16 protein-coding genes are annotated in these 22,745 nt (G+C 66.2%); 7 read left to right on the top strand and 9 right to left on the bottom strand.

The window, feature by feature from the left end:
- Nucleotides 1–10 precede the first annotated feature (10 nt).
- The 3 genes from MMSR116_RS23410 to MMSR116_RS23400 form a co-directional block, all read right to left on the bottom strand.
- Nucleotides 11–352, bottom strand: a complete 342-nt coding sequence (locus MMSR116_RS23410; protein ID WP_010686067.1) for a hypothetical protein — start codon at nt 350–352, stop codon at nt 11–13.
- A 292-nt stretch (nt 353–644) separates the two neighbouring features.
- The gene (locus MMSR116_RS23405; RefSeq protein ID WP_010686068.1) at nt 645–4,373 is read right to left on the bottom strand and encodes an SNF2-related protein; all 3,729 of its coding nucleotides are present in this window, start codon (nt 4,371–4,373) and stop codon (nt 645–647) included.
- A 121-nt stretch (nt 4,374–4,494) separates the two neighbouring features.
- Nucleotides 4,495–5,685, bottom strand: coding sequence for a hypothetical protein (locus MMSR116_RS23400; protein WP_158169108.1), 1,191 nt, complete (start codon nt 5,683–5,685; stop codon nt 4,495–4,497).
- Nucleotides 5,686–6,482: 797 nt separating this feature from the next.
- Between MMSR116_RS23400 and MMSR116_RS23395 the strand changes: the two genes are divergently transcribed.
- The 3 genes from MMSR116_RS23395 (at nt 6,483) to MMSR116_RS23385 (ending at nt 10,843) form a co-directional block, all read left to right on the top strand.
- A complete protein-coding gene (locus MMSR116_RS23395; RefSeq protein WP_010686070.1) occupies nt 6,483–9,578 on the top strand; it encodes a MobA/MobL family protein in 3,096 nt (1,031 codons plus the stop codon).
- A 273-nt stretch (nt 9,579–9,851) separates the two neighbouring features.
- Nucleotides 9,852–10,496, top strand: a complete 645-nt coding sequence (locus tag MMSR116_RS23390; protein WP_010686071.1) for a ParA family protein — start codon at nt 9,852–9,854, stop codon at nt 10,494–10,496.
- On the top strand, nt 10,493–10,843 hold the full coding sequence (locus MMSR116_RS23385) for a hypothetical protein (RefSeq protein ID WP_010686072.1): 351 nt from the start codon (nt 10,493–10,495) through the stop codon (nt 10,841–10,843). Before MMSR116_RS23390 ends, MMSR116_RS23385 begins: the two co-directional genes overlap by 4 nt.
- A gap of 475 nt (nt 10,844–11,318) precedes the next feature.
- Here the strand turns inward: MMSR116_RS23385 and MMSR116_RS23380 are convergent, their stop codons facing one another.
- On the bottom strand, nt 11,319–11,729 hold the full coding sequence (locus MMSR116_RS23380; protein ID WP_010686073.1) for a hypothetical protein: 411 nt from the start codon (nt 11,727–11,729) through the stop codon (nt 11,319–11,321).
- A 485-nt stretch (nt 11,730–12,214) separates the two neighbouring features.
- Here MMSR116_RS23380 and MMSR116_RS23375 point away from each other — a divergent pair, with 485 nt between their 5' ends.
- The 3 genes from MMSR116_RS23375 (at nt 12,215) to MMSR116_RS23365 (ending at nt 14,872) form a co-directional block, all read left to right on the top strand.
- Nucleotides 12,215–13,153 (top strand): hypothetical protein, encoded by a 939-nt coding sequence (locus MMSR116_RS23375; RefSeq protein WP_010686074.1) that lies wholly within the window; start codon nt 12,215–12,217, stop codon nt 13,151–13,153.
- A gap of 179 nt (nt 13,154–13,332) precedes the next feature.
- Nucleotides 13,333–14,658, top strand: a complete 1,326-nt coding sequence (locus MMSR116_RS23370) for an exodeoxyribonuclease VII large subunit (protein WP_244625519.1) — start codon at nt 13,333–13,335, stop codon at nt 14,656–14,658.
- A 22-nt stretch (nt 14,659–14,680) separates the two neighbouring features.
- Entirely contained in the window at nt 14,681–14,872 is a 192-nt protein-coding gene (locus MMSR116_RS23365; RefSeq protein ID WP_010686076.1) for a hypothetical protein, read from the top strand.
- A gap of 397 nt (nt 14,873–15,269) precedes the next feature.
- Here the strand turns inward: MMSR116_RS23365 and MMSR116_RS23360 are convergent, their stop codons facing one another.
- On the bottom strand, nt 15,270–16,514 hold the full coding sequence (locus tag MMSR116_RS23360) for an MFS transporter (protein WP_010686077.1): 1,245 nt from the start codon (nt 16,512–16,514) through the stop codon (nt 15,270–15,272).
- Nucleotides 16,515–16,735: 221 nt separating this feature from the next.
- On the opposite strand from MMSR116_RS23360, the gene MMSR116_RS23355 reads away from it, so the two are divergent.
- Nucleotides 16,736–18,898, top strand: a complete 2,163-nt coding sequence (locus tag MMSR116_RS23355) for a TonB-dependent siderophore receptor (protein WP_010686078.1) — start codon at nt 16,736–16,738, stop codon at nt 18,896–18,898.
- A gap of 413 nt (nt 18,899–19,311) precedes the next feature.
- Here MMSR116_RS23355 and MMSR116_RS23350 read toward each other — a convergent pair whose 3' ends face one another.
- From MMSR116_RS23350 to MMSR116_RS23335, 4 genes are read right to left on the bottom strand one after another with little or no spacing between them, the layout of a single operon-like run.
- Nucleotides 19,312–19,845, bottom strand: coding sequence for an AAA family ATPase (locus MMSR116_RS23350; protein WP_010686079.1), 534 nt, complete (start codon nt 19,843–19,845; stop codon nt 19,312–19,314).
- Nucleotides 19,846–19,856: 11 nt separating this feature from the next.
- The gene (locus tag MMSR116_RS23345; RefSeq protein WP_010686080.1) at nt 19,857–20,822 is read right to left on the bottom strand and encodes a DUF6925 family protein; all 966 of its coding nucleotides are present in this window, start codon (nt 20,820–20,822) and stop codon (nt 19,857–19,859) included.
- The gene (locus MMSR116_RS23340; RefSeq protein WP_010686081.1) at nt 20,800–21,615 is read right to left on the bottom strand and encodes an ABC transporter ATP-binding protein; all 816 of its coding nucleotides are present in this window, start codon (nt 21,613–21,615) and stop codon (nt 20,800–20,802) included. Before MMSR116_RS23340 ends, MMSR116_RS23345 begins: the two co-directional genes overlap by 23 nt.
- A complete protein-coding gene (locus MMSR116_RS23335; RefSeq protein WP_432419917.1) occupies nt 21,612–22,733 on the bottom strand; it encodes an iron chelate uptake ABC transporter family permease subunit in 1,122 nt (373 codons plus the stop codon). Before MMSR116_RS23335 ends, MMSR116_RS23340 begins: the two co-directional genes overlap by 4 nt.
- Nucleotides 22,734–22,745 lie beyond the last annotated feature (12 nt).

Genomic DNA, 22,745 nt, shown 5'->3' with positions numbered 1-22,745 from the left:
CTGCGGGCGATCAGCCGGCCGGCCGGCCCAGGGCCGCCAGGATGAGCTCGCGCTTGGTCGCCTGGTCGAGACCGCCCTTGACGACGATGGAGTCGCGCCCTCGCTTGATGACGAGCGCTGGGTCGCCCTGCCGGCGAATCCAGTCTGCTATGCCCTTCGCCAGGTAGGCAACCGACGGGGCGCCGAGTATGATCGCGACGGTTGCGCCGAAGTCCATCGCGTCAGGGCTCCCCGGCGCCACCTCCGCCCGCACTCCGTCGATGGTGGTGCTGACGTGCCTAGCTAGGTCCTCCGCTAAGCGCGTCGCGTCCGCAGCCGCGCTATCCGGGAATTCGATGGTCAACTCATCCATAGAGGAACCCTTAGCATCGATCCGGGCCGTTGAGGAGATCGAGGTTCCGCAGACGTTGCTCAGATTACTTCGTAGAGCACGTGTCCGGTCGTAGCACCAATTGCGAAGTTCGAAATCCGACTGCTGATGAGGTGCTTGAGGTTGCCCGGGAGCTACCCGGAAGCAGACGCTCTGAAGTTCGGCTTTGGGTCAGCAATTCGCAAGCTGGTTGTCGGTTTTGCGTCTGAAGCCGGCCTGCAGTGCCTAACCAAAATTGGACTATCGCGGCGGGCTTACTCACGCGCGCTTCCAGCTACTGATTCACATCATCTGCGGACCATCCGGTGGTACCCCGCTTTCCCAGCGCTACCCTGCCCTGGATCTGGTTGGTAGAGGGCTCGTAGACGAATCCTGCTTGGCGCGACTTCAAGCCTAATAGCGTGCGGACCTCGGACGCCATGGCGACTCGTAGGCCGTTCGGTGACGCAACACCGGCTTCAATCCGGCATTTACCCTTGCGAAGGGCCGCCGCTTCCTGAGCTGCCGCCATGCCCCAGACATCTTGCCGATCAGTGGCACGGTTGACGCCGTCGAGCAGGGCAACCAGTGGCGCGAGGCGCGGTGGAGCAGCATTCGTTGCGAACGTGTAGAGGATCCCGATCCCAGTAAGCGCGCAGATCCTGACATCCTCTGGGTGCACAAATTGTCCACTCCAGCCGCACGTATGGGCTTCGGCAGGTAGACAATATACTCCATGCGCGGCCCGCACGGCTTTCTCCTCAAGCATTAGCGCTCCAGATATGCTGCTCGGCACGAGGAGGCGTTTTACTACCCGGCTTCCAGTAACGACGCAGCGGCCAAGCTCCGATGGGAGGGCCCGAGTTCCCGTGGCTGCGCAGGACTCCAGGATACCGGGGCGAACCAGATGCCCCGTCACGCTGCACCGTTCGCCCTCGCTCGGGACAAGGAGGCCTCGCGTCTCGTGGCACGCCACGAATTCGTCCTGATGGCCAATGCGCCCGGATACGGCCGACGAAGCGGCCCAATCCTCCCGGAACAGCTTGCCTGACAGATCACTCGTCAGGAGCTCGCTTCGCAACGCATCGTCGCCCGAGAAGACGCAGCGCCCAAAATAGATGGCTTCTGCATGCTTGCCGCTGACTGCTGATGTTTTAAGCTGGTCACGTCCTACGATTTTGCCAGTCATGGCCGACCGCTCGACCTCATCGGCCAGTAGACAACGATTTGTCAGTTCACATCGGACCACGTACTTTGGCAGCGCCCGACGGCCATTAAGTTCCGACGCCTGCAAGCGATGCCGCAACTCCCGCTGCCCGCTGATCGCGCATGCATCAAGGCAAGTTTCCGGTACCGGCTGCTGATTAGTACCGTATGATACCAGTGCTGGCGCCGCTGAAATGTGGTTTGAGGATGGGACGATCGTCAGCTCATCCGCGTAGCCGCCTTCGCCGACTCGATAGCTGACCCGTAGCTGTACGTCCCGGAGAACAGCGCCTTCCGCACCTGCCAGCACGAATGACAGGCGTGGCGTAAAATCCTCCTCCATCTTGGCACGCTTTCGGGCGTCCTGGCCCGCCGAGGCCATCTCCTGTCCGCGCCGTTCCAGGTAGAAGCGCGTGAACTCCGCGATGCCCGGGTCCTGACGGGCCGCCTCCATGACTTGGTCGACGCTAAGCCCCAACGCATCGGAGGCTGCGTCGAGAACCAGAGGGAGCGGAGCCAAAGCATCACGGGTAAATGAGAACTTTGCCCGATTACGCGGTGCACAACGCACCTCGAGCAGCCGCTCGTAGCCGTCGTGTGCAACGGTCGCCCGTACACGAACCAGGATAACTCCTTCGAACCAGCGGCGCGCGGCAGCGCTTTCCGTGCCGACCAGAGTCCCCCCGAAGCTTTCGACCCATTGCCTCGCCGCTGCATCTGCCCCACGCCGCGGATCCTCGTCGAGGTCGCGGACCGCATAGCGGCCGCTGACCACCATCCGCTGTACCATCCGGCTGAAAGCAGGCGACCCCGGCTGGTAAAGTGAGGACCGCGTCCCGCTCATCGCGTCGCGCTCGAAGCGGATCACTTCCTGGCCGCCCTCATCCTCAACCGCGAACAGACGGTTGGCCAACGGCGTGACCCGCGCGCCGAGCTGGCCCAGAGCGCCAAGAGCAAAGGGCTGGTACTCCATCGAACGTGTCTGCGGCGGCAGGCTCGGTGCCCGCGGCCCGACATAGCCCTGGCCGTCCGTGTCCCCGAGCATCGCATTGATGCGCTTTTCTTCCTCGAGGAGCGCCTGCTTAGCCGCCGCGATGCTTTGCTCGGCCATTGCCACGCTTGCTTTGACGTCCGCGCCCTTGAGCGCTGCCACCACAAGTTCGCGGATCCGCTCTTCGAAGCCCGCCGCGCCATCCTCGCCCCCTACGGAGCCTTCCAGCAGAGATTCGATGTCGCCTATGGCGCTCGTCGACATCTGCAGCTTCTCCATGAGCCGCCCGACGATATACTCCTCGAAAGTCCCCTGCAGCGTGACATTCAGAATGCTGACATGGGCATGCTGGGACGCGAGACGTTGTACCCGGCCGATGCGTTGTTCCACGATCATCGGGTTCCAGGGTAGGTCGTAGTTCACCAGCACGTTAGCGACTTGCAGGTTCACACCCTCTGACCCAGCCTCGGTCGAGACGATGACGCGGTAGCCGGGCGGATTGGCGCGGAAGCGTCCGATTGTCTCCTGGTTGCGCGCACCAGACGTGCCGTTGATAATCCCCACCGTCAGGCCGTGTCCCTCCAGAAACTCCTGGATGGTGGTCTGAGTCTCCCGCCGTCCGGTAAAGACGACGAGCCGCCAGCTGTCCGGATTCTCGTGCTTCAGTTGGGTGATCAATCGTCCGAGGCCATCCAGCTTTGCGCTCGTCGTCATGCCCCGCACGACTGCCCGCACCGCGCCCGCAAAATCGGGCGCAATCGTGCCGTTGCGCTCCATGTTATCGAGCTGGGCGCTGAGCGCGTGCGGGCTACTTGTCAGCGCCTGGAGGATGCCGATCTGCGCCAGACGATTGAGCTTCTCGATACCCTTGGCGACGATTGCGATCAGTTCGAGCTCGGCTGGTGTCGGCTGCACCCGGTGCAGCTGCACCTTGCGGTCGGGGAAATGGAGCTTGGCGTCGCCGCGCCGCACCCGAGACATGTAACCATAGACGATCGACCGGAACGCCTCGGCCGCCTCCGGCTTCAGCTGGCGTGCCTGCTCTCGGTCACCTGCGATGAAGCGCCGGGCAAACTGGCCTTCGTTGCCGAACGGGTTCTCGTGCCCCCTCGCCACGGTGAGCAGATCGACTAGCGAATAGAGGTCCCAAAGCCGATTCTGGATCGGCGTGGCCGTCAGCATCAGCACGAACCGGAACCGCCGCGCCGCCAAGGCACTCCGAATGACCTGCGCCACTTTGGGCGGCTCCGGCGTGCCGTAGAGATTTCGTAGCTTGTGCGCCTCGTCGAGGATCAGCATCTCGAAGCGATCGGCGGGCATTTTCTCCAGGTAGAGCCGTGCTGAATTGTACGTCGTGATGATCGCGCCAACGCCGTCCAAGTTCGCGCTCAGCAGGTCGCGGCCCGTTGCGACCTCGGCCGGAATTTCGAACTTCGTCTCCAGCTCTTCCTTCCACTGTGGTCCAAGTAGTTTGGGGCAGACGATCAGGGCCCGCGACAGCCGTGAACGCGCGATGAGCTCGCTCATCACCAGGCCCGCACTGATCGTCTTGCCCAGCCCAACATCGTCCGCAAGCAGCGTGACAGGCAGGCGGCGGCAAAAAGTAATCAAATTGCTGACTTGATGATTGAACGGCTCGACGCGGTCACGCCACTGCGCTTCCGACTTCACGTCCTTGCGTGACTCAATCACGATTGGATCGGCTAGGTCCCATTCAAGGGCTGCCTTATAGATCCGGTATTCCTCAGGCGACCGCGCCGCGCGAAGGAGCTTCGTCTGCCATCCAGAATCAGCGGGCATGTGCTGCCAGGGAGTGTTCTTTTCCAAAAATCATACTCCCGGGGCTAGGGGGCTTACTCAAGATTGTAGCGAGCTTGATTTCCGTCCGATGGCAGTCGTCAACATCCTCGTGCGCCGCCGCAGCGCAGCACGCGATGTCAAAATGAACTTAGCTCGCGTCACCCTCTTGGACTTCATCGTCATCCTCATAGACAGTGTAGCCGTCGCTAGCGTCTTCGGGCATGTCGTAGAGATCGGCCTCAGGATTCTCCACCTCAACCCCGTTTCCTGTCACCGCCCAGCGCGGCTTAGGGAGAAGCATCGTCAGTTCGTGCCAGACCTCATGCTGTTCAGGCGGAAAAGCGTTGCTGCATTCCGATCGGAGTACGGCATACTTCTTCTCCGCTTTTTGCGGTGTAATCTTTTCCCTGGGGCCGATGGGCGGAGACGACAGCACGCACCAGTACCATTCGAGGAGGTGGTTCCAGACGGCGCGGCGGACCTCCTCCCGCGCGATCGTATGTTCCAGCGCCGTTCGGCAGACGGCTCCTTCCTCGGTCCAGAACCACTCGTAAAAGTGGTCCTCGAGGTGGGGGATCGATCTGACGAGGTCATCATACTCCTCGGGCAGCAAGACCACGAGTTCGACCAAGTCGAGGTGGTCGAGATCCTTCAAGCGGGCTATCGGCATCTCGCAGAATGGAAACCGCTTACGCACACTCTTGGGAGGTTTGCGGACATCAAGCCAGCCGGGCGCCGCGGCCTCGATGATCGCATGCTTCGTCTCGAGATCCGGGACGGACTCCTCATCTCCAGGCGCGTGAGGCGCAGCTGGAGCCCCATCCGGTAGGCTCGGAGCATTAGGCGGAACGTGATCTGAAGCCGCCCCAAACACGGTGACGGATTGGGAAGCCGGCACCGGCAGGGCGTTATCCGTGTCGGGCGCGTGCTCGGGAAGTCCGAACATCTCGGCGTTTTCCGGTGCGGCCGAAGCCGCTGCCTTCTTTCCAAGTGCTGGCGGCGCTGCGGCGCCCGAAGCGAGGGCAGGGTCTGCCGCGGTGAGCTTTCTCTGGCGTTGCGGAACCTGGGCGTGCAGATCGGTCATCGCCAGTTCGATTAAGCAAGCATCCCGTCGATGCTGGAGGGCGCGCGTCCTGCGAGCATAGTCCCGCGTCACGGCACGCTGCTCAGCCGTGATTGCGGTAAACTGCCTCTCCAATCGGAGACGGTGGGCGTTCAGCTTCTCCTCGCCCCAGCAGAACGGTGCATCGGCGCGCGCAGCGTGCGGCGGCAAGCCGAAGCGGGCGCGCAGGATCGCAAAGACCGCGCGAGTGTCCAACATGTTCGATCCCTTTCTCACGACACGTCTCACCTGTTCGAATGGCCGCGCCACGGGTCGGCGACGGCGTCACACGCGAATGCGACCCGATTTGGCGACCTATCGTCAAGCTTGAGCCGTCACTCGCCGCGACCCGGACGGACGTTTTTTCAGGCTCAGCCGATCCGTCTGGGCAGCCTTCAAAACCCCAAAACTTGAACCCCAAAAGACACCCGCCCCGACGGGCGGTGGCCGGCCTTTGCCGTTCGTGCGAGACCACGAACCAAAGCCCGTCCAAGACCCCGGAAGGACAAGATCCCCCGGAAGGACGATCCCGGAAGGACTTCCCGGTTCGGCTGCGGGCTACAACCGAACCGGGAGCAGGGCTCAGCTCCCCTAATCCAGAGCAGCCCGGCGGCCGCTCCGGATTAAGCGGCTCCTGCGAGCCGGCTTCGAGTTCCCAAACCGAGACGGTGTGACCGGGCCGTCACCCCGAACAATGAGGCACGGCCGGCGGCTCGGCAGCGGGCCGAATTAGACTTTCCGAAGAGGCTCCGCGACCTTCCGCAGATGACCTGCACCCGGCGGTCCGAGCGCGTCCGGCGGCCGGCAAAAAAGGTGGATGCGGCAGAACTACGCAGGTAGTTTAAGCCTCGTCTAAACTGGACTCTCAGGCTACGATAGTTAGCGATTCGATAAATTTTCCTTGTCATTTGTTAAGGCGCCTGCATCGATTCGATCTTTCGAAGCGCGATACTGTCCGCCCGTTGCTCGAATCGAACACACCTGCCTAAGCTTGGCTTCCATCACGAGGCGTTGCTTCCAGGCAGGTACCGAACATGTTCGATCACGCCCACACGCACCCGTTCGTGCGGCGAACGCTCGCGTCCGTTTGCGGCCTCGCGACCGATCGCGGAGCACCCGGCCTCCGTATCGATCGCCCTCGCGCGCTCGATACGGCTCTGGGCTTCTACAGGCAGCCGGGCATCCGGTTCGCCGCGCGCGAGGATCGCGAGCGCCCGCTGTCGCGCGACGGTGCCGTGACGTGCCACTTTGCTCAGACCTCGATCTCCAAGACTTCGCCGATCTTGGCGATGATCCGGGCCGCCCGCACGGGCCGGCGCTACAGCGGATCCGGGGCGTGTGCGCACGTGAGCTACATCGAGCGGCCGGGCGCCGCCGAGCGGCTTGTCTTGCCACAGGGCCGGCCCGTCAGCGGACGGGACGGGCTTCAGCAGCAGGCCTATCTCGAGCGGGACGGGGCGGTCGAAGCGGACCCGGACGACAGCCTCGCGCTGGCCTCGTTCGGCACGATCGGCGAAACCCCCGAGGCGCGCACGCACTTTTGGGACCTCGTCGAAGCAACCGAACGCTCGCCACAGGGCGATCGCATCACAATCGAACCGGCGCAGAATCCGGACTGGTGGGCGAAAGCACGGGGCGCGATCGACGAAGCACCGGAGACGGCCCGGACCCAGCTGCGGGCTGCGGGCGCGGGGGCTCCAGCTCTCTTGGAGCTGACGCTGTCGACGCAGGACGCCTTGGCGCTGTGGCGCTGGTCAGAGAGCGTGGGTACCGGGGCGCCGATCAAGATCGTGCCGGGACGCGGCGGCCGCACGCAGACCCGGATCATCGGTGAACTGCCGCACGAGGTCGACGGCCACGCACGCCTGGCCATCGTGAAAGCGTTCACGGGCAAACTTGCAGCCCGGGGCTTTCCTTACTGGGCCGTGGTGCACGCGCCCGACGCCAATAACGACCGGCGCAACGTTCACGTTCACGTCGTGTACTACGACCGCCCCGCCCGGCGCATGCCGCACCCGGAGACCGGCCTCGCTACCTGGGACTTCGCGATCACGCAGGAAAAGCGGCGCGCGAACCGCACCAAGGTTTTGAAGCGGCCCTACCGGCAACCCAAGGACCGGGCGAGCCATGATCGCGCCTGGATCAAGGAACTGCGCACGCACTGGGGCACGTGCTGCAACGCGGTACTGACGGAAGCCGGGATCGGCAAGCGCTATGATCTGCGCAGTTACGCCACGATCGGTATCGATCAGACTCCGGGCGTCCACATCCCGGCACGCCAGTACAACAAGGAGCGCAAGGGCAGCCTGACAGAGGCGGGATCCGATCTCGCCCGGCGTCAGTGGCAGGCAGAGGCGGACCGGATCCTCGACGACCGGGCACGGATGACCGGGGAGAAGCTCAGCCTGCTGCTGGTGCAAGGCCGGCATGCCGAGCTTACCGCGTTCGATCGCGGAGGGACGGCGGACCGCAAGGGGGACGCCTCGGTCGGACCGGTGCGCAACCTGATCCGGCGCGGCCTCACCCTCGTCGAGGAGATTGGCCGGCTGGAACTCGTACGGGATCTGGCGGCATTGGTCATCATGCGGACCCTATCCCGGCCCCGCCTGCTCCTTGCAGCGGGCGCGGCGTCCGTGCGCGGTCCTCATGCGAGCGTCGATACCGGCCATCCCGCACCGGAAAATCCTGCGGTTCCGGGGGGCGAGTGCTCCGGTGACGCTGACCGCAGCGACCTCGTCCGGTTCTACGACGACCTTGAGAAGGGCGCCGCGCAACTCGCGACGGTCTACGAGGCGCGGATCGCCGAGCAGCGCGGGCGACTGAATCGCATCCGGACCGACCTCGCCGGGCTAGAGCCAATGACCGGGCCGGTACGGGGCTCGGCTTTGAGCTTCGATCGGACCGATCCGGCTCTGACGGGGGACGGCGATCCCGCTTCGGGTGCCGATGCTGCATCACCACCTGCTCCAATCGATCCAGTGCCGGCGACGTTGTTCGCCGCTCGCGTGCGGGCGAGCCTCGATCCCGGCACCGCCGCGCTCTGGGCGCGGTGCGTCGCGGTCGAGCCGGAGGTGACCGAAGCAGTCGCCGTGACGCCGTCGTTGTCGACCATCTTGCGCCAACCGACGCCCATGCTCGTCCCCGAGGCACCTCTTCCGCCCGACCGTTCACCGGTCGAACGCGCCGCCTCGTACGCCCCATCCTGGTCCTATGCCGTCGACCGCGCGGCCGAACGGCACGCCGCTCGGTCGAAGCCCGCAGGACCGGATGCCGGTGAACCGGCCTTGCGCAAGCGTCCACAGCCACCGTTCGATCTCACCATCGGGCAGGCTCGACGTTCCAACGGTGCGCCGCTGATCCCGCCCGGCCGTCCCGCCATCGCTGATCTTGCGGCCGCCCCTGTTGGGAATGCCCGTGGCGACCTGCCGATCGCTCCACAGGCCGAGGCGCGTCGTGCAGCTTCGCTGCCGGCATCGGACGTAAATTCAGCCGACGCGGCGGCTGCAATGGAGAGCACGGCGACGATGGCTTTGGCCTCAATGCCCGCAACCGCAGCGCGACGGGTGATCGTTGCGCCTACGGTCGCGGCGATCGCGCCGCCGCCGATCGTGCATGCACTGCCACGGCAGACGGTCGAAGCCGCGTCCGTCGAGCCGGTTCCGGTCGCCGCCGCCGTCGAGCAGGCCGCATCGGTGCCGCCTCCTGCGCGGAACCTCGCTGACCGAATGTCCATGCCCGCGGCGTCCGATCCGGTCTCGCTCACGCCGACCCATAAATCAGCGATTGAGATCGAGCTGCATCTCCCGACTTCCGCGTCGGAAGGCGGATCGGACCCTCTAGTGGAGACGCCGATGGCACCTCGCGAACCTATCGCGGTCCAGGCGCCCATCGAGACGGTAGAGCGCGACGACGAAGGCGATGCCCCTTGGCCGCTTACTCCGCGGATCGAGGCGCCGGCCCCTGCCGTTCGGGTGACGCCTCCGACCCCAACGCCGACTGAGGCCCTACCACGGCGCGTGCCGATCTCGGCCGTCCACGAAACGGAACACCCTGCCTCCCGGGCCAGGAACCGTACGGACATCCGGCGGCGCCCGACACGATCACGAAACGGACGCGAGATCGGAGATTGAGATGTGCACATTCCATCCCCTGCGAGCCAAATCTCGCCTTCGCGCGCTGCGCGTGGCGAGCGAAAGGTGCCGGTTGGTGAGGCCAGACAGTGCAGCGCTGCCGAGTCACGGCAACATGGCGCGACGGCGTCGTGACGCTCCAATGCCGTGGCGCCTCGATGCCGCGATGCTGAGGCGTTGGAGCGCAAGGATGGTGTGGAACCGTGATGCCGCAGCGCCGAACTTCCGTGAGGCGGCACCTTGGAGCCGTCCCTCGCACAGGGAGCTCGCGTGATGGACGTCCTCGCGATCGCGACCCAAAAAGGCGGTACCGGTAAGACCACGGTCAGCGTCAACCTTGCGGTCGCCGCCGCCGAGGGAGGACGGCGCGTCGCCGCCCTCGATCTCGACCCGCAGGGCTCGCTCGCCGGCTGGGCCACTCGACGCGAGGCCGACGATCCGGCCGTCGACCATCTCGGGTTGGAACGGATCGGGCAATTGCCCGAGATCCTCGCCGCACTCGAGCGGCAGGGTTACGACCTCGTCGTCCTCGACAGCGCCGGTGCCTTGAATCCCGCAGCGTACTTCGCCCTGCGGGCGGCCAGCCTCGTCCTGATCCCCGCCCGGCCCACCCTGCTCGATCTGCTCGCGACCGAGCCGACACTTCGCGCGCTCGCTGGGATCGGCCTCGCCGACCGCGTGGCCCTGCTGCTGAGCCAGTGCCCGACGCAAGGTCAGGCGCGCGCGGCGACTTATGCCGAGCGACTTCGCCGCTGGGGATATCTCGCCGAACCACCGCTGACCCAGCGCGTGGACTACCAGGACGCGCTGCTCGGCGGGCAGGGCGTCACCGAGTACGCTCCGGACGGCAAGGCGGCCGGGGAGATCCGCGCCCTGTGGGCTTGGACAGAACAGCGCCTGAAGGAATCCTGCCCATGAACGAGACGACCCGCCGCCCCCTGAAGCGCCTCGGCCTGCTCAGCGGCCTCGATCTGACTTCGCCGCAACCCGACCTCGACGCGGCAGACACTCTGGCCGACCACACCACCACTCCGGATGACCATGCCGCGGCGGAGCCGCTACGCGAGGTTCCTACCACGAATGGCCGCCCCTCGAACACGACGCGGCGAACCTCGGTTTATCTGTCTGCCGGGATGCTGCGACGGCTGAAGGAACTCGCGGTCGCTCGCGACTGCAAGGTGAACGACCTCCTCGTCGAAGGGGCGGCGTCCGTAATACGGGAGAGCGGTCACACGCCGACTACGACCTCTCGCGACGTGCGCTGAAAGCGTCGACACTTTCGCGCCGGCATCACGGCGCCACGGCATCACGGGGCTCCGATGCCGTGATGTTCTGGGTTCATAGCGCTCCAGCATCACGGCGTTCCAGAGCGAGAGCGCTGCGGATGCTCGACCCCCATCCCGGGAGTTCTGCATCCGGCATGGCGAGGATGCGTTCGTTGCACCGATCACCGCCTGCGCGCCGGGTGGCTGGCATCCGCCGTCCAGGCTGGACCGGAGACCGCCGGGACGCGGCGGCCCACGCGTTCCGCGACGATGCCGCGGTGAGTGCTCGGGCGTTCGACACGACCTCGCCCGCGATGTGGTTCAAGCTGGAGCGGGCGGTCCGACCGGAGCCGCCGACTGTGCCGGTTCTGTCCGAAATCTTGCCAGCGCGACAGAAGGTTCGATTGGGTACGACAAACGACGGAAAGCAGGGAGGCGGATGCGGAGATGGGTAGGAATAGCGGCCGCTCCTGGATCAAACCTCGGCTTTAAGGGGCTCGATCACGGCATCGATCCCGAAGACGAGCGCCTCGTAGTGCGCGCCGGACTGGGCGCGCAGAGCCATGCCGTAGAGGGTGGTGAGGATGAGTTCGGTCAGCGCCGGGACAAGCGTCGGCGATAGGTGCTCGTTGACCGCCTCACGGGCCAGTTGCCCCGCGATCGCGTCGGAGATCCGCTGTTGGTAGGCCGCCCCGAGCGGGGACACCTCGGCATCGACAGGTCGCCCGTTCACGAGGCCCGTCAGGATGAGGCAGACTCGCGCCGGGGCCACGGCCGTGTACAGTAGCGCGGCGCAATCGAGCAGGCCGTCGAAGGCCACGACCGGATCGTCGTCGAGACACGCCAGGACGGGGCCGAGACGGTGCTCCCGGTACGCTGCGAGCACGGCCTCGAACAGACTTCGCCTTCAGTCCGAACGCCGCGACCAGGCTGTTGAGATGGGAGGCGGCCATCGCCGACAGCAGCGCCTTGTACGAGGCATCACTGTGGCCGCGCTCCTAGAACAGCAGCATCGCCTGTTCCAGGGCCATCCGCCGATCGAAGCCCCAAGAGCGTCCGCGCGCCATCGCTACCTCGATATCCTGAGTGATCGCTCATCAAACGGATAGGACCTTCCGCCGGCCGAGCAAAGATTGATGAGCGGTCGCTCAGCCAGTCGGTAGACATAACGAAGGAGGGGAAGACGACACGCTCCCGGGCCTCTGCGGCCGCGGGAACGGAGGGATGAGGTCAAGCGACACGGATTTGGCGAAGGCCCTTCGCCCCAAAAGCCCAAGGAAAACGGGGACGGCAGAACGCGGCGCTCGGACAGCGCTCGCGGGACGCTCGGTGAGGCGCCTTCGCCCCTTCCCCTGATGATGGACACCACAAATGACAGATACAGATCATGACGCGCCCACCGGCGCGAACGAGCCCGGCCGGCCGCACGAGCCGCCGGGCTTGCAGGTTCGCGCACGGGTCGAGCGCCCGCGCCGGCACAAGGACGGCCTTACCCTCGAACTCCACCCCGTCGATCCCGGCCGCACCGGCCGGCTTCACGCCTTCCTCTCCGGCGACCTCATCCGCCAGATCCAGGACGCGACCGGCATCCTGCTCGATGCCGGTGTCATCGTCGGCGAACACGAACTCAAGCTGACCTTCGTAGCCGAGCCGCTGGGCAACCTCACCGCGGGGGTCGCCGGCTTCGTGCGAGACGCCTTCCTGACGGGATGGGCCGAGCAGGACGCTGCGGTCCGGGATGGCCTGGAAGCCGACTATCTCTGGGTTCGGCAGCACGACCTGCCGATCCCGCGCCGGCTCCGGCGGGTGTTCCTGATCGAGCCGGATGACGGCGCTCAGCACCCGCTCGTCGACGCCCTGGCCCATTGGTGGGATCGCGGCGCCATCGAGCTGATCCGGCATCCGATCGCGTTCGAGCAGCCGGGCTCGGTCGCCGCGCTTCGGCACGCGTTCGATTGCGCGATCGATCAGTACGAGTGGGGTTCCCTGGACGTGGTGGTCGTGGATCCGGGCAGCGGGTTCGCGTTCCGCGAGCTGTCGGACGACGGGCTGATGCGTCAGGTCGCCGTCCTGCCGGTGCCGGTGATCACGCGCCGCGCGTCGTCGCCGACGCTGCTCGACGGCTTGGCCCACCGCTGTTTCGATCACCCGGACGAGATCCTGGCCTTCCTCGCCGGCATCCTCCGGCAGGAGCTGCGGCTGGCCGACCGGGCACGGCTCGACGCGATGGCCGAGCTGATCGCGGCGATCCCCAAGCCTAAGCGCAAGGCGAAGGCGCCGCGCGGCAAGGGGGAGGCGCTGTTCGACTGACGCCACCCTCGACGATCCGGCCGCCGGCATGCTGGCCGCCGGACCACCGCCCCATTCCAACCTCAGCGAACGACACGATGCGACACCACAGATTCTTTCCTAAGACCCACGGGGGGCCTGTCCCCCCCGCTCACCTCGGGGATGTCCGTCCTCCCCCCGTCCCGCCGGACGACGCAGGGGTGACCCGGCCCACCGACGAGATCCGCGAGTTGCGCGATCTGCTCGGATGGCTGCGGCAGCGCCTGCGCGGCGAGCACACAGTGCGGGCCAGCGTCCTGACCGTCGAACCCCTCGGGTCTGATGGACACCTGCTCCTGCTCGGCGAGGGCGATCCGAGCGGTAGCGTCGAGCCACCCCGGCTCAAGGTCCGGCTCGCCGCGGCCGACTTCGCCGCCTGCCGGGATGCGATCGGCGACGCCCTCGATCCCGCGGCCCTGGTGAACCGGACGATCGTGGTCCGGCTGCAGACGGGCCTGCGCCAACGCTACGGGCGCGGGGCAGGCGTCCAGGCCCGGGTCACCGCCGTTATCTCGGTCGGCACGTTACCGATCGAGGGCGAGATCCAGCGCGAACGAACGCTGCAGCGCCTGCGGCGCGAGAGGTGCCGCCTCGGCCCCGGGACCTGGGAGGAGCCGGAAGATCCGCGCCACATCGCGCTGATCGCCGCCGAGTTCGGCGATGCGCGTCGCGACGTCGAGCACGTCCTGCGCCCGTTCGAGGAAAACGGACTGATCCGGCTCCACCGGATCTACGCGATGTTCGAGGGACCGTCGGCGGAGCACTCGTTGAGCGAGGCGTTCGCCCGAGCGGGCGAGCTACACCGCGAGCACGGCCTGTCCGCGACCCTGGTGTGCCGGGGTGGCGGTCCGGTCGAGGGGTTCCAGGCTCTCAACGCCTACGCGACGGTGCGCGCAGCCGCCGAGGTTCCGAACCTCGTCGCCGGGCTCGGCCATGCTGGGACGCCGCTCACCGCCCTCGATGCGGTCGCGGCGCGATCGGAGCCGACCCCGACGGCCGCGGCGATGCTGGTGCGCCGGCTTGTCGAGGCCACCGGCGCGCGGGCCGAGCGCGCGCTCGCGGCGTTCGACGCCGCCCTCGCGGAGGATCTCGAGACGGCCGGGCGCATCGCCCTGGCGGTGGCCTTGCAGGGCTTCGCCGCGAGCCTGGGCGATCTCGCGGAGCTCGCCGATCGGCGGCTGCGACAGCTTCATCGCGGCGTCGAGCGCAGCCTGCTGACCGGCCTCGCCGCGGCAGCTGGCATGGCGACCGGCGCGATGGCCGAGATCGAGCCGTCCGCCCCTCCCGTCGAGGTGCTCGGCTTCGGCGACGGGGATGACGACGAGGACCCACCCTGGGAACCGGGGTGGGCGCTGGTGACGGCGGCCGACACCGGCCTCGTCATCGAGCGCTATCGAGAGCTTACGTCCAATAGGCCGCTGTTCCTGCACTTCCGCGACGGGACGATCTTCGTCCGGATCGTGCCGACCTTCGTCGCCTACAACTGATCAGACACCGAGGAGTTAGAACATGACCAAGACCCGCTCATCCGAGACCCCGAGTTTCCTGACGGCAGTCCGGCGCATTGAGGCGCTGACCCAGGAGATCCAGAAGGATGGCTTGGTGGCCTTCGAGAAGGCCGAGGCCGCTTATGTCGAGGTGCAGGAGTTGCGCGCCGTGCTGAACGCCCGGATCGCTGACCTGCGCCGCCGGTCGGCATAGCCCGAGGATCCGCGCCACCGCCGATGCCATCGCATCGACGGTGGCGCCAGAGGGAACGCGTCCGCGACGCCCGTCGCGGAAGCCGCTTCGGGAGAGGCATGAGTACCGATCCAAACCCCGGAAGGGCCGATTTAACTCTACCGTGGACTAAGCTCTAGCTGTGGTTGGATCGAACGCCTGTAGTTGCCATTCCGTACATGCTCGCCCTGGAGCCCATCACGACGGTCAAAAGCCGCCCGCCGTTTTGGAAACGAGCTGTTGCAGAAGCGGACCGTCTGATTGCGACCCAAGTCTGCCGTTCCGAGCATTCCGCTACGAGCTTACAAGCGGACATTGCGCCGTTGCAGCGGCCTCCATCACTCGGCGACAACCGATCGTATCGCGCCTCCTTATGTCATCACACGGTTGCGGATCGGCAGTTGCGGATTAGGACGGGCACGCTGATGAAGGCGAGTAAGGTTGCGCACGACGCAATAGCAAAGCAACCGTCATACCCAAATCGGGTGGCGATCACGCCGCTTGTTGGTCCAGCGAGAAGTGCCAGTCCCGCGTCGGAACATTGGAATACCGTGAAGTCGACACCCGGTTGGCCCGGTGACGTGTAGGCCATCAACTCGGCGTACAATGCTACGAGCCCAAACGCTGTCGCGCCGGCCAGGAGCACGACGGGGCCAGCCACAAGCCACGGCGGGACCGAGCCCATTTGGCTCAACAGGGAGATCAGAGCGAGGCAACTGGCCTGGATGCCCAGCGCCCAGACGAGGGGCCGCAGTGGGCCGAGGCGGCGGACTGCAGCAGCCGCGCATAGGGTGCCGAGCAAGCTCACCGCAACACCGCCAATCCCGTCGATCAGCCCGATCACCGGCAGACTGAGGCCGCGATCCACTAACGAGGGGACGATCATACTCTGGCTCAATCGTGGGCCTGCGCTGCAGGCCAGTACCAGCAGCAGGCCGATGCGGACTGCCCGGCTTCCGAGGGCGCTACGAAGATTCGGCCGGTGGGAACGGATGCTGTCGCGATCGACAGCCATCGCCACGCGCAGGAACGGGATCGACAGGAGAACAGAAAGGCCTGTGAGGCCAAACAGGGTTGCAGTCCAACCTAGCGAAGGAAGCACCATCAGAAACAGGCCACCGCTTAGGGCGATGCCGACATAGGCTCCCGCCACCTGCGCGGTGTTCGCCCAGCCCCGATCCGCCGCGGCACTGACATCGATGGTGAAGCCATCGCACGCGATGTCGACGGTCGCGACCGCTGTAGCGGCCACGAGGAGACAACCGAGGAGGAAGGCCGGGGATGGGTCGCTGCTGACGGCGAGTGCGGCGAGCATGAGGGTGCTGACGCCTACGCCAGCCACTGCGATCGTAGCCGTGCGCTGCCGCCCGCGACATGGCAGGCGGTAGCGCTCGATCCAGGGAGCCCAGACGATCTTGGCCAGCCACGGCAGCATGACGATGGTCTGGAAGCCGATGAGGACGAGGGACTGACCGCCGTCTCGCATCTGTGCCGGAACGGCGACGAAGGCGAGGCCGGAGACAAAGCTCAGCGGCACGTACATCGCCGCAAGGCTGATTGTCCTGCGCACCGCCGATCCGGAAGCGGCCGCTTCGCAATGCGGATGATCGTTCCGCACACCCATTTCGAATATTTTCCTTGTAATAATTCTAATGCAGCGGACTATGTGCCTTTAGCGCCACTACAACAACCCGATACATCATAAGACACTACGGAATGGCCGACAATTGATGCGACAGGATTGACAGTATAGTTCTTGGATCTCTAGCTCTGCTCGCGCGGCCGTGAATGATGGAGTGGTGTGTGCAGCGGATCGGTCGGCGCAGCCATTTTATTGCGGCAGTGATGTCTGGCGCCTCCATCGCGGCGCCATTTGTCGCGAGTTCCATCGCCCTTGCTCAAGCGACCGGGGAAAGGGTGACGCTTCAGGAACTCTCGGTGGAGTCGAGCGGTCAGGGCGCTGTCGCAACGTCCGGTCCCGGATTGATAGGCGAAACTGCGAGGGGGCCGGTGCGTGGGTTCGTCGCCTCGCGCAGCGCCACCGCCACCAAGACCGACACTCCCCTGATCCGAACGCCAGAATCCATCGCAGTCGTGACCGCCGACGAGATCGCCACCGAGCAGGCGCAATCCCTCGGGGAAACGCTGAAGTACGTTGCTGGTGTGGCTGGGCAGGTCAACGGCGCGGGGGACACGCGTTGCGGCGGCTTCCAGATTCGCGGCTTCGATGTGACCAGCAACTCCGTCTACCGGGACGGCCTGCGCCTGCCAGGCACGTCGTCGGCCGACTTCAACTGCCTCGACCCATACGGGGCGGAGCGGATCGAGGTGCTGAAAGGCCCGGCCTCGGTGCTCTACGGGCAGAACGGACCCGGCGGCATCATCAACTACGTCAGCAAGCGCCCCCTGTTCACGACGTTTGGAGAGGTCGCGATCCTGGGTGGCAGCTTCGACCGCGTACAGGGCGAATTCGACTTTGGCGGCCCCCTCGATCGCGAGGGCCGGTTGGCCTACCGAATGACGGGTGTCGTGCGGCAGGCAGGCAACCAAGTCGACTTTGTCAACGATGACCGAGTGTTCCTCGCGCCAGCCCTAACGTGGCGGCCCGACGCTGACACGACGCTGACGATCCTATCCAACTACCAGAAGGACAAGGCTGGCTGGGGCCTCCAGTTCCTGCCGGCGGTGGGAACGGTGTTCCCGAACCTCGGCCGGTTCATCCCGCGCAACCGCTTCGTCGGTATTCCCGGTCAGGACCGCTACGACAGCGAGCAGGCCTCGATCGGCTACGAGTTCGAGCATCGTTTCGCCGACAGGTTCATCGTCCGCTCGAACACGCGCCTCAGCTATCTGCTGAACGATCAGATCCTCGCCTACGGAGCCGGTTACGCCGATCCTGTGACGGGCGACCTCGCCCGGTTCGGTGGCACCGGGCGCTCGGTGCTGCGGACCTTCGCGACCGACAATCATGCGCAGGTCGGCTTCGACACGGGACCGCTCGCTCACACGATGCTGTTCGGCCTCGACTACCGCAACACGGGCTACACGGAGAACGCGGCGAGCTTTGACACCAACACGATCAACGTCTTCGCGCCCGTCTACGATGGGACTGTGCAGAACTTGACCCGCTACCAGGACGTGAAGGTCCATCAGGAGCAGACGGGGGTCTATCTTCAGGATCAGATCCGGATCGAGCGGGCCACGCTCGTTCTCGGCGGGCGGAGCGACTGGGCCGATACCGACGTGAACAACCGGTTCGCGGGATCGCGGAGCGAGAAGGCCGTCCAGGCTTTCACCGGCAAGGCCGGCCTGATCTACAACTTCGACAACGGGCTCGCGCCCTACGTCAGCTACTCCGAGTCCTTCCTGCCGACGCTTCAGGTCGACCTCGACGGCCGACTGTTCAATCCTGAGACCGGGCGTCAGTACGAGGTCGGTCTCAAGTATCAGCCCCCTGGCTTCAACGGCTATTTCACGGCGGCCGCCTTCGACCTGCTCCGGCAGAACGTCATCCGGTTCGACGCCGTCAATGCGACCTTCGCGCCGCGGCAGACCGGCGAGATCGCCTCCCGCGGCGTCGAGCTGGAGGCGGTAGTCGGCTTGACGGAAGGGCTGAATGTCCGGGCGGCCTACGCCTACATCGATGCGGAGATCACCCGGGATCCGGACGGCGGCAACGCCGGCAAGGTGCCAGTCACGGTCCCGCGGCACCGGGCATCGGTATGGGCAAATTATACGGTCCAGACCGGCGAGTGGCAGGGCTTCGGGTTCGGTGGCGGCGTCCGTTTTGTTGGGTCGACCTATGGCGACGATGCCAACACGTTCAAGGTTCCGGCCGCGACGGTGCTAGACAGCGTTGTCAGCTACACGAGGGGCAATTACCGTTTCTCGATCAACGTGAACAATCTGCTCGACAAGCGCTACGTTGCTTCGTGCTTCAACGCCGATTTCGGCTGCTTCTACGCCGAAGGTCGTCGCGTTCTCGCCCGACTGTCCTATCGCTGGTAGCGATCGCCTCGCGCCAGGAAAGCTGAGCATGAACGCGGGACCACGCTTCCGCTGGCTATGAATTAACGATGGCGGCTTTCCCCATTGCGCGACCGAAACCGGACAGGCTGGAATCCACCCACTGCAGTCCTTCAGAGGCGCCGGTCGACGAGACCGGTGCTGGCCGAAAGCAGAATTACCGCTTCGGAGCGGCGCGGCCGAAAAAGCGGACGGCCTCCTACCGACCCAACGCAGTCACTCATGCACGGCTGCCCGGATCCCGAAAGCAGACACATGTTTCGATGCTACAAGAACGGCGATGCGCCCTTGGTTACCGCCTAGCAGGGCCCGACGGTATTTCAGAGGCAGATGTCAAAGAGGACACCTCTGCTAAGTCGCGATGGCCGATTTGCAGCTCAAACGGTGGGTACGTTTCAAGGCTTAATGAGCTCGACTTGAGCCTGTGGGAGCGAGCGCCACCACGCGTCGGGCGCCAGAAAGGCTTCGTAGGCCAACCGCAGGACGGTCTCCGGCTGACGATGTGACGGGTCAACTCCGCCACGGGCCTCATTGCGGGCAAGGAGTGACTCCCAGGACAGGTCGAACACCTTCCACTCGACCGAGAGCCCGTGCCGCGCGATGACTTGAAGCTCGGCTTCGAACGCCTCGCGGGTCAGATGGGTGTCGGCCATCACCACGTTGAACCCCGCCGCCAGGGCCGCGTCCAGGGCGGCGACCTTCGTGCCGTGGAGGAGTCCGCGTGCCTCTTCGTTCCAGTCCGTTCGTCGGACCTGCCAGTAGACGTGACGGTCCGGCGGCCAGAATGTCTGGCGGAGATCGTCCAGGGTGAGGTGCACCCAGCCCTGCATCGGATCGAAGAACCGGCGCGCATAGGTGGACTTGCCTGATCCCGGGCATCCGATCAGCCCCACCACCCTCTGCCGGCGCGGTTGTGCCTCAACATTCATGGAACGCGGGGTCAGGCATGGTGGGCGGCGTCCTCGTCCTCGTCGAGCTCGGGGTCAGCCTCGACGGTCTCACCGCGCAGATAGCGCGCCTGGACCTCGGCGACACGGCGGGCAGCCTGCGCGTGGCGGTTCGACACGAGGCTGTCCGGGCTGAGGTCCCCGCCGCGCTTGGCCGCGAGCAAGTCAGGATCACCCCACCGGTCGAGGAGGGTCTGGAAGGCGTCGTGCCGGACCACGTCGAAGGCGATCCGCTGGCCCATCATGTCCTTGTAGGGGTGAGCCGGATGAATGCCGGCACAGGGAACCCAGCCTGCCGGAATCGGCGTGGTCGCCGCATGAGTGCGACCGCCGCGCAGGAGCTTGGGCAGGACGTGTGTGTGAGGGCCCTCCGGGCTGGTGCCGCCAGGGCCCGGGATCGGGGCATAGACCTCGATGCGGCCGACCCGGGCGAGGAACACCCGGTGGGGGCTCAGCGCCACGAGTTGGCGACCGATGGGGCTCGCAGGGTCGAACAGCGGCAGTCCGACGCCGGACCGCAGGCAGGCGATGGCCTCCGGGTCGCTCGTGCGCACGCAGGCATCGACCGCCAAGAGACCCAGGCCCAGATCGAACAGGATGGCGTTGCGGTCCCGTTCGCGGGCGGCGTCCCGGTCGGGACCGAGTTCCGTCACCACGCCGCGCCGGTTCATCGCGCAACTCGCTTCAGGCAGGCAAAGGGCGACGGCGTGGTTCCAGCCGGTCGCGACGGCGGTCTCGTAGGCCACCGGACGCAGGTCGGGACTGGGGGCGAGAGCGATGGCGCCCCGCTCCGTTGCAAGACCCATGCGTCCGTCCGGCAGCGGCAACGTGGCCTCGTCGGGGTCGCGCATGAACTCGGCGATAGCCCCGAAGCTGCCGAGGCTCCAGGCGGTGCCGGGGTCGGACAACGCCTCGCGCAGCAGGGTCGTAACCGCGTCAGTCCGTGGTGGTGACGTCATCGCGTTCCTCCGTCTGAGCCCCGGACCGCACCCAGGGCAGGATGTATCGTGTTCCGTCGCAAGCCCAACCCCGCTCGGCCGTGACGCCGAACGCCCTGGCGAGCAGGACATCGCTCAGGGCCTTCTCCGGGCTGCCGTCGGCGATGAGGCGGCCATCGGCCAGCACGACGATGCGGTCGCAGAACCGGGCAGCGAGCGTCAGGTCGTGAAGCACGGCGACGACACCGGTGCCGTCCCGCGCGATGGCCCGAAGCAGCGCCATCGCGTCGAGCTGGTGCGCCGGGTCGAGGGCCGTGACCGGCTCGTCGACGAGAAGCCACGGCGCCTCGACCGCGAGCGCCCGGGCCAGCAGCGCGCGCATGCGCTCGCCCGAGGAGAGGGTCGGCTCGGCTCGGTCGGCGAGATGGAGGATGTCGGTGCGGGCCATCGCGCGAGCGACCGCGGCTTCGTCGGCGTCGGTCGGGGATGCGAAGGCCCGGCGGTGCGGCAGCCGTCCGAGCGCCACGATCTCGCGGACCGTCATCGGCCAGCCGACCCCCGCACCCTGGAACAGGGCGGCTATGTGGCGAGCCCGTTCGTCGCGGCCCATGCCGGCCAGCGGACGGCCTTCGAGGTTGGCTTGGCCGTGGCTTGGGGTAATCAGCCCCGCCAGGACGCGAAGGAGCGTGGTCTTGCCGGCCCCGTTCGGGCCCACCAGCCCGACGAAGCGGCCAGGCTGTAAGATCAGACCGATGTCCGAGAGGATGGTCCGGCCATCCAGCGTCACCAGGGCATCCTGCAGCCCGAGGCTCATGCCCGCCTCCCACGGCTGCGCAGAAGCAACACGATCAGGAACGGCGCCCCGACCAGAGCGGTCACCACGCCGAGCTTGAGTTCCGGCCGGGTGGCAAGCAGGCGCACGCCGATATCCGCCGCGAGGACCAGCACCGCCCCCGCGAGGCCGCTCGGCAGCAGGCATGCCCCAGGACGAGACCCGACGAGTGGCCGCATCAGATGCGGCACGACGAGGCCGTCGAACCCGAAGCTCTCCTCCGGCTTGAGGTTCGGGTTGCCGAAGAAGTTGGACGCCGGGAAGTTCTGGTAGAGCTGGCTGAGGGTCGGTGCCTTGAATCCCGTGCCCACGCTACCCTTCAGGCGCGTCTCGGTGCCGGGCAGGATGTAGCTCGGCGCGACGCGGAACGTGGTGGCGGGCCCGAACTGGTCGTTCTCGTCGTGGCGGATGTTGGCCACGAGCGCGGCGCGGTCGAAGGGCGTCAGTTGCACCTCGCCGTAGCCCGCCGTGTTGCCGTTGCGCGCCTTGAGGGTGCCGGCACCGAACGCGTTCGGATCGTTCGTCAGCAGGCTCTCCTCGTCGCGCTGCGCCCCGAACAGGACGAGGTTGCCGGGCGAGAGAAGGTAGTCGCCGCGGTACTCGTAGCGCAGGCGCTCGCCGAGGCCGGTCGTCGGTTGGATGGCGAACGGGTCGTACTCGTTCTGCTGCTGGCGGTTGAACAGGTTCGAGTAGTTGATCGCGAAGATGTTGTGAAAGCCGACGATGGGCGTCCATTCGGCCTCGTTGCGGGTGAAGAGCTGCTGCACGTCGGCGGCGCTGCGGACCGCGGACGGAAATGCCGGGAAGGTGCTGAAGTCCGTACCGGTGAACAGCAGGCGCGAGTTGATGAACCGCGTGGTCGAGTTGACCCGGAACGTGTCGGTGAACTGGTAGCCGAGCTTCGCCGAGACCGTCTCGTTGTCGTAGTAGTTCGGGTGGATCGGGCGGCCGAAGGGCACGAGGTCGCGCGGCGTGACGGGCGTCGCGGCTGCCCGGAAGTGCTGGATCGACACGGAGTAGTCGAAGCCGTCCTGCGCCCCGCTGATGCGGCCGAACTGGTTGAAGGTGCCGAACGATCCGCCCTCGGTCCGCAGGGTCACGCGCGTCGGTCC

Source organism: Methylobacterium mesophilicum SR1.6/6, assembly GCF_000364445.2.
GTDB classification, from domain to species: Bacteria; Pseudomonadota; Alphaproteobacteria; order Rhizobiales; family Beijerinckiaceae; genus Methylobacterium; species Methylobacterium mesophilicum_A.
The sequence above is the reverse complement of the archived record's forward strand: the minus strand, read 5'-3'. Positions and strand labels throughout refer to the sequence as shown.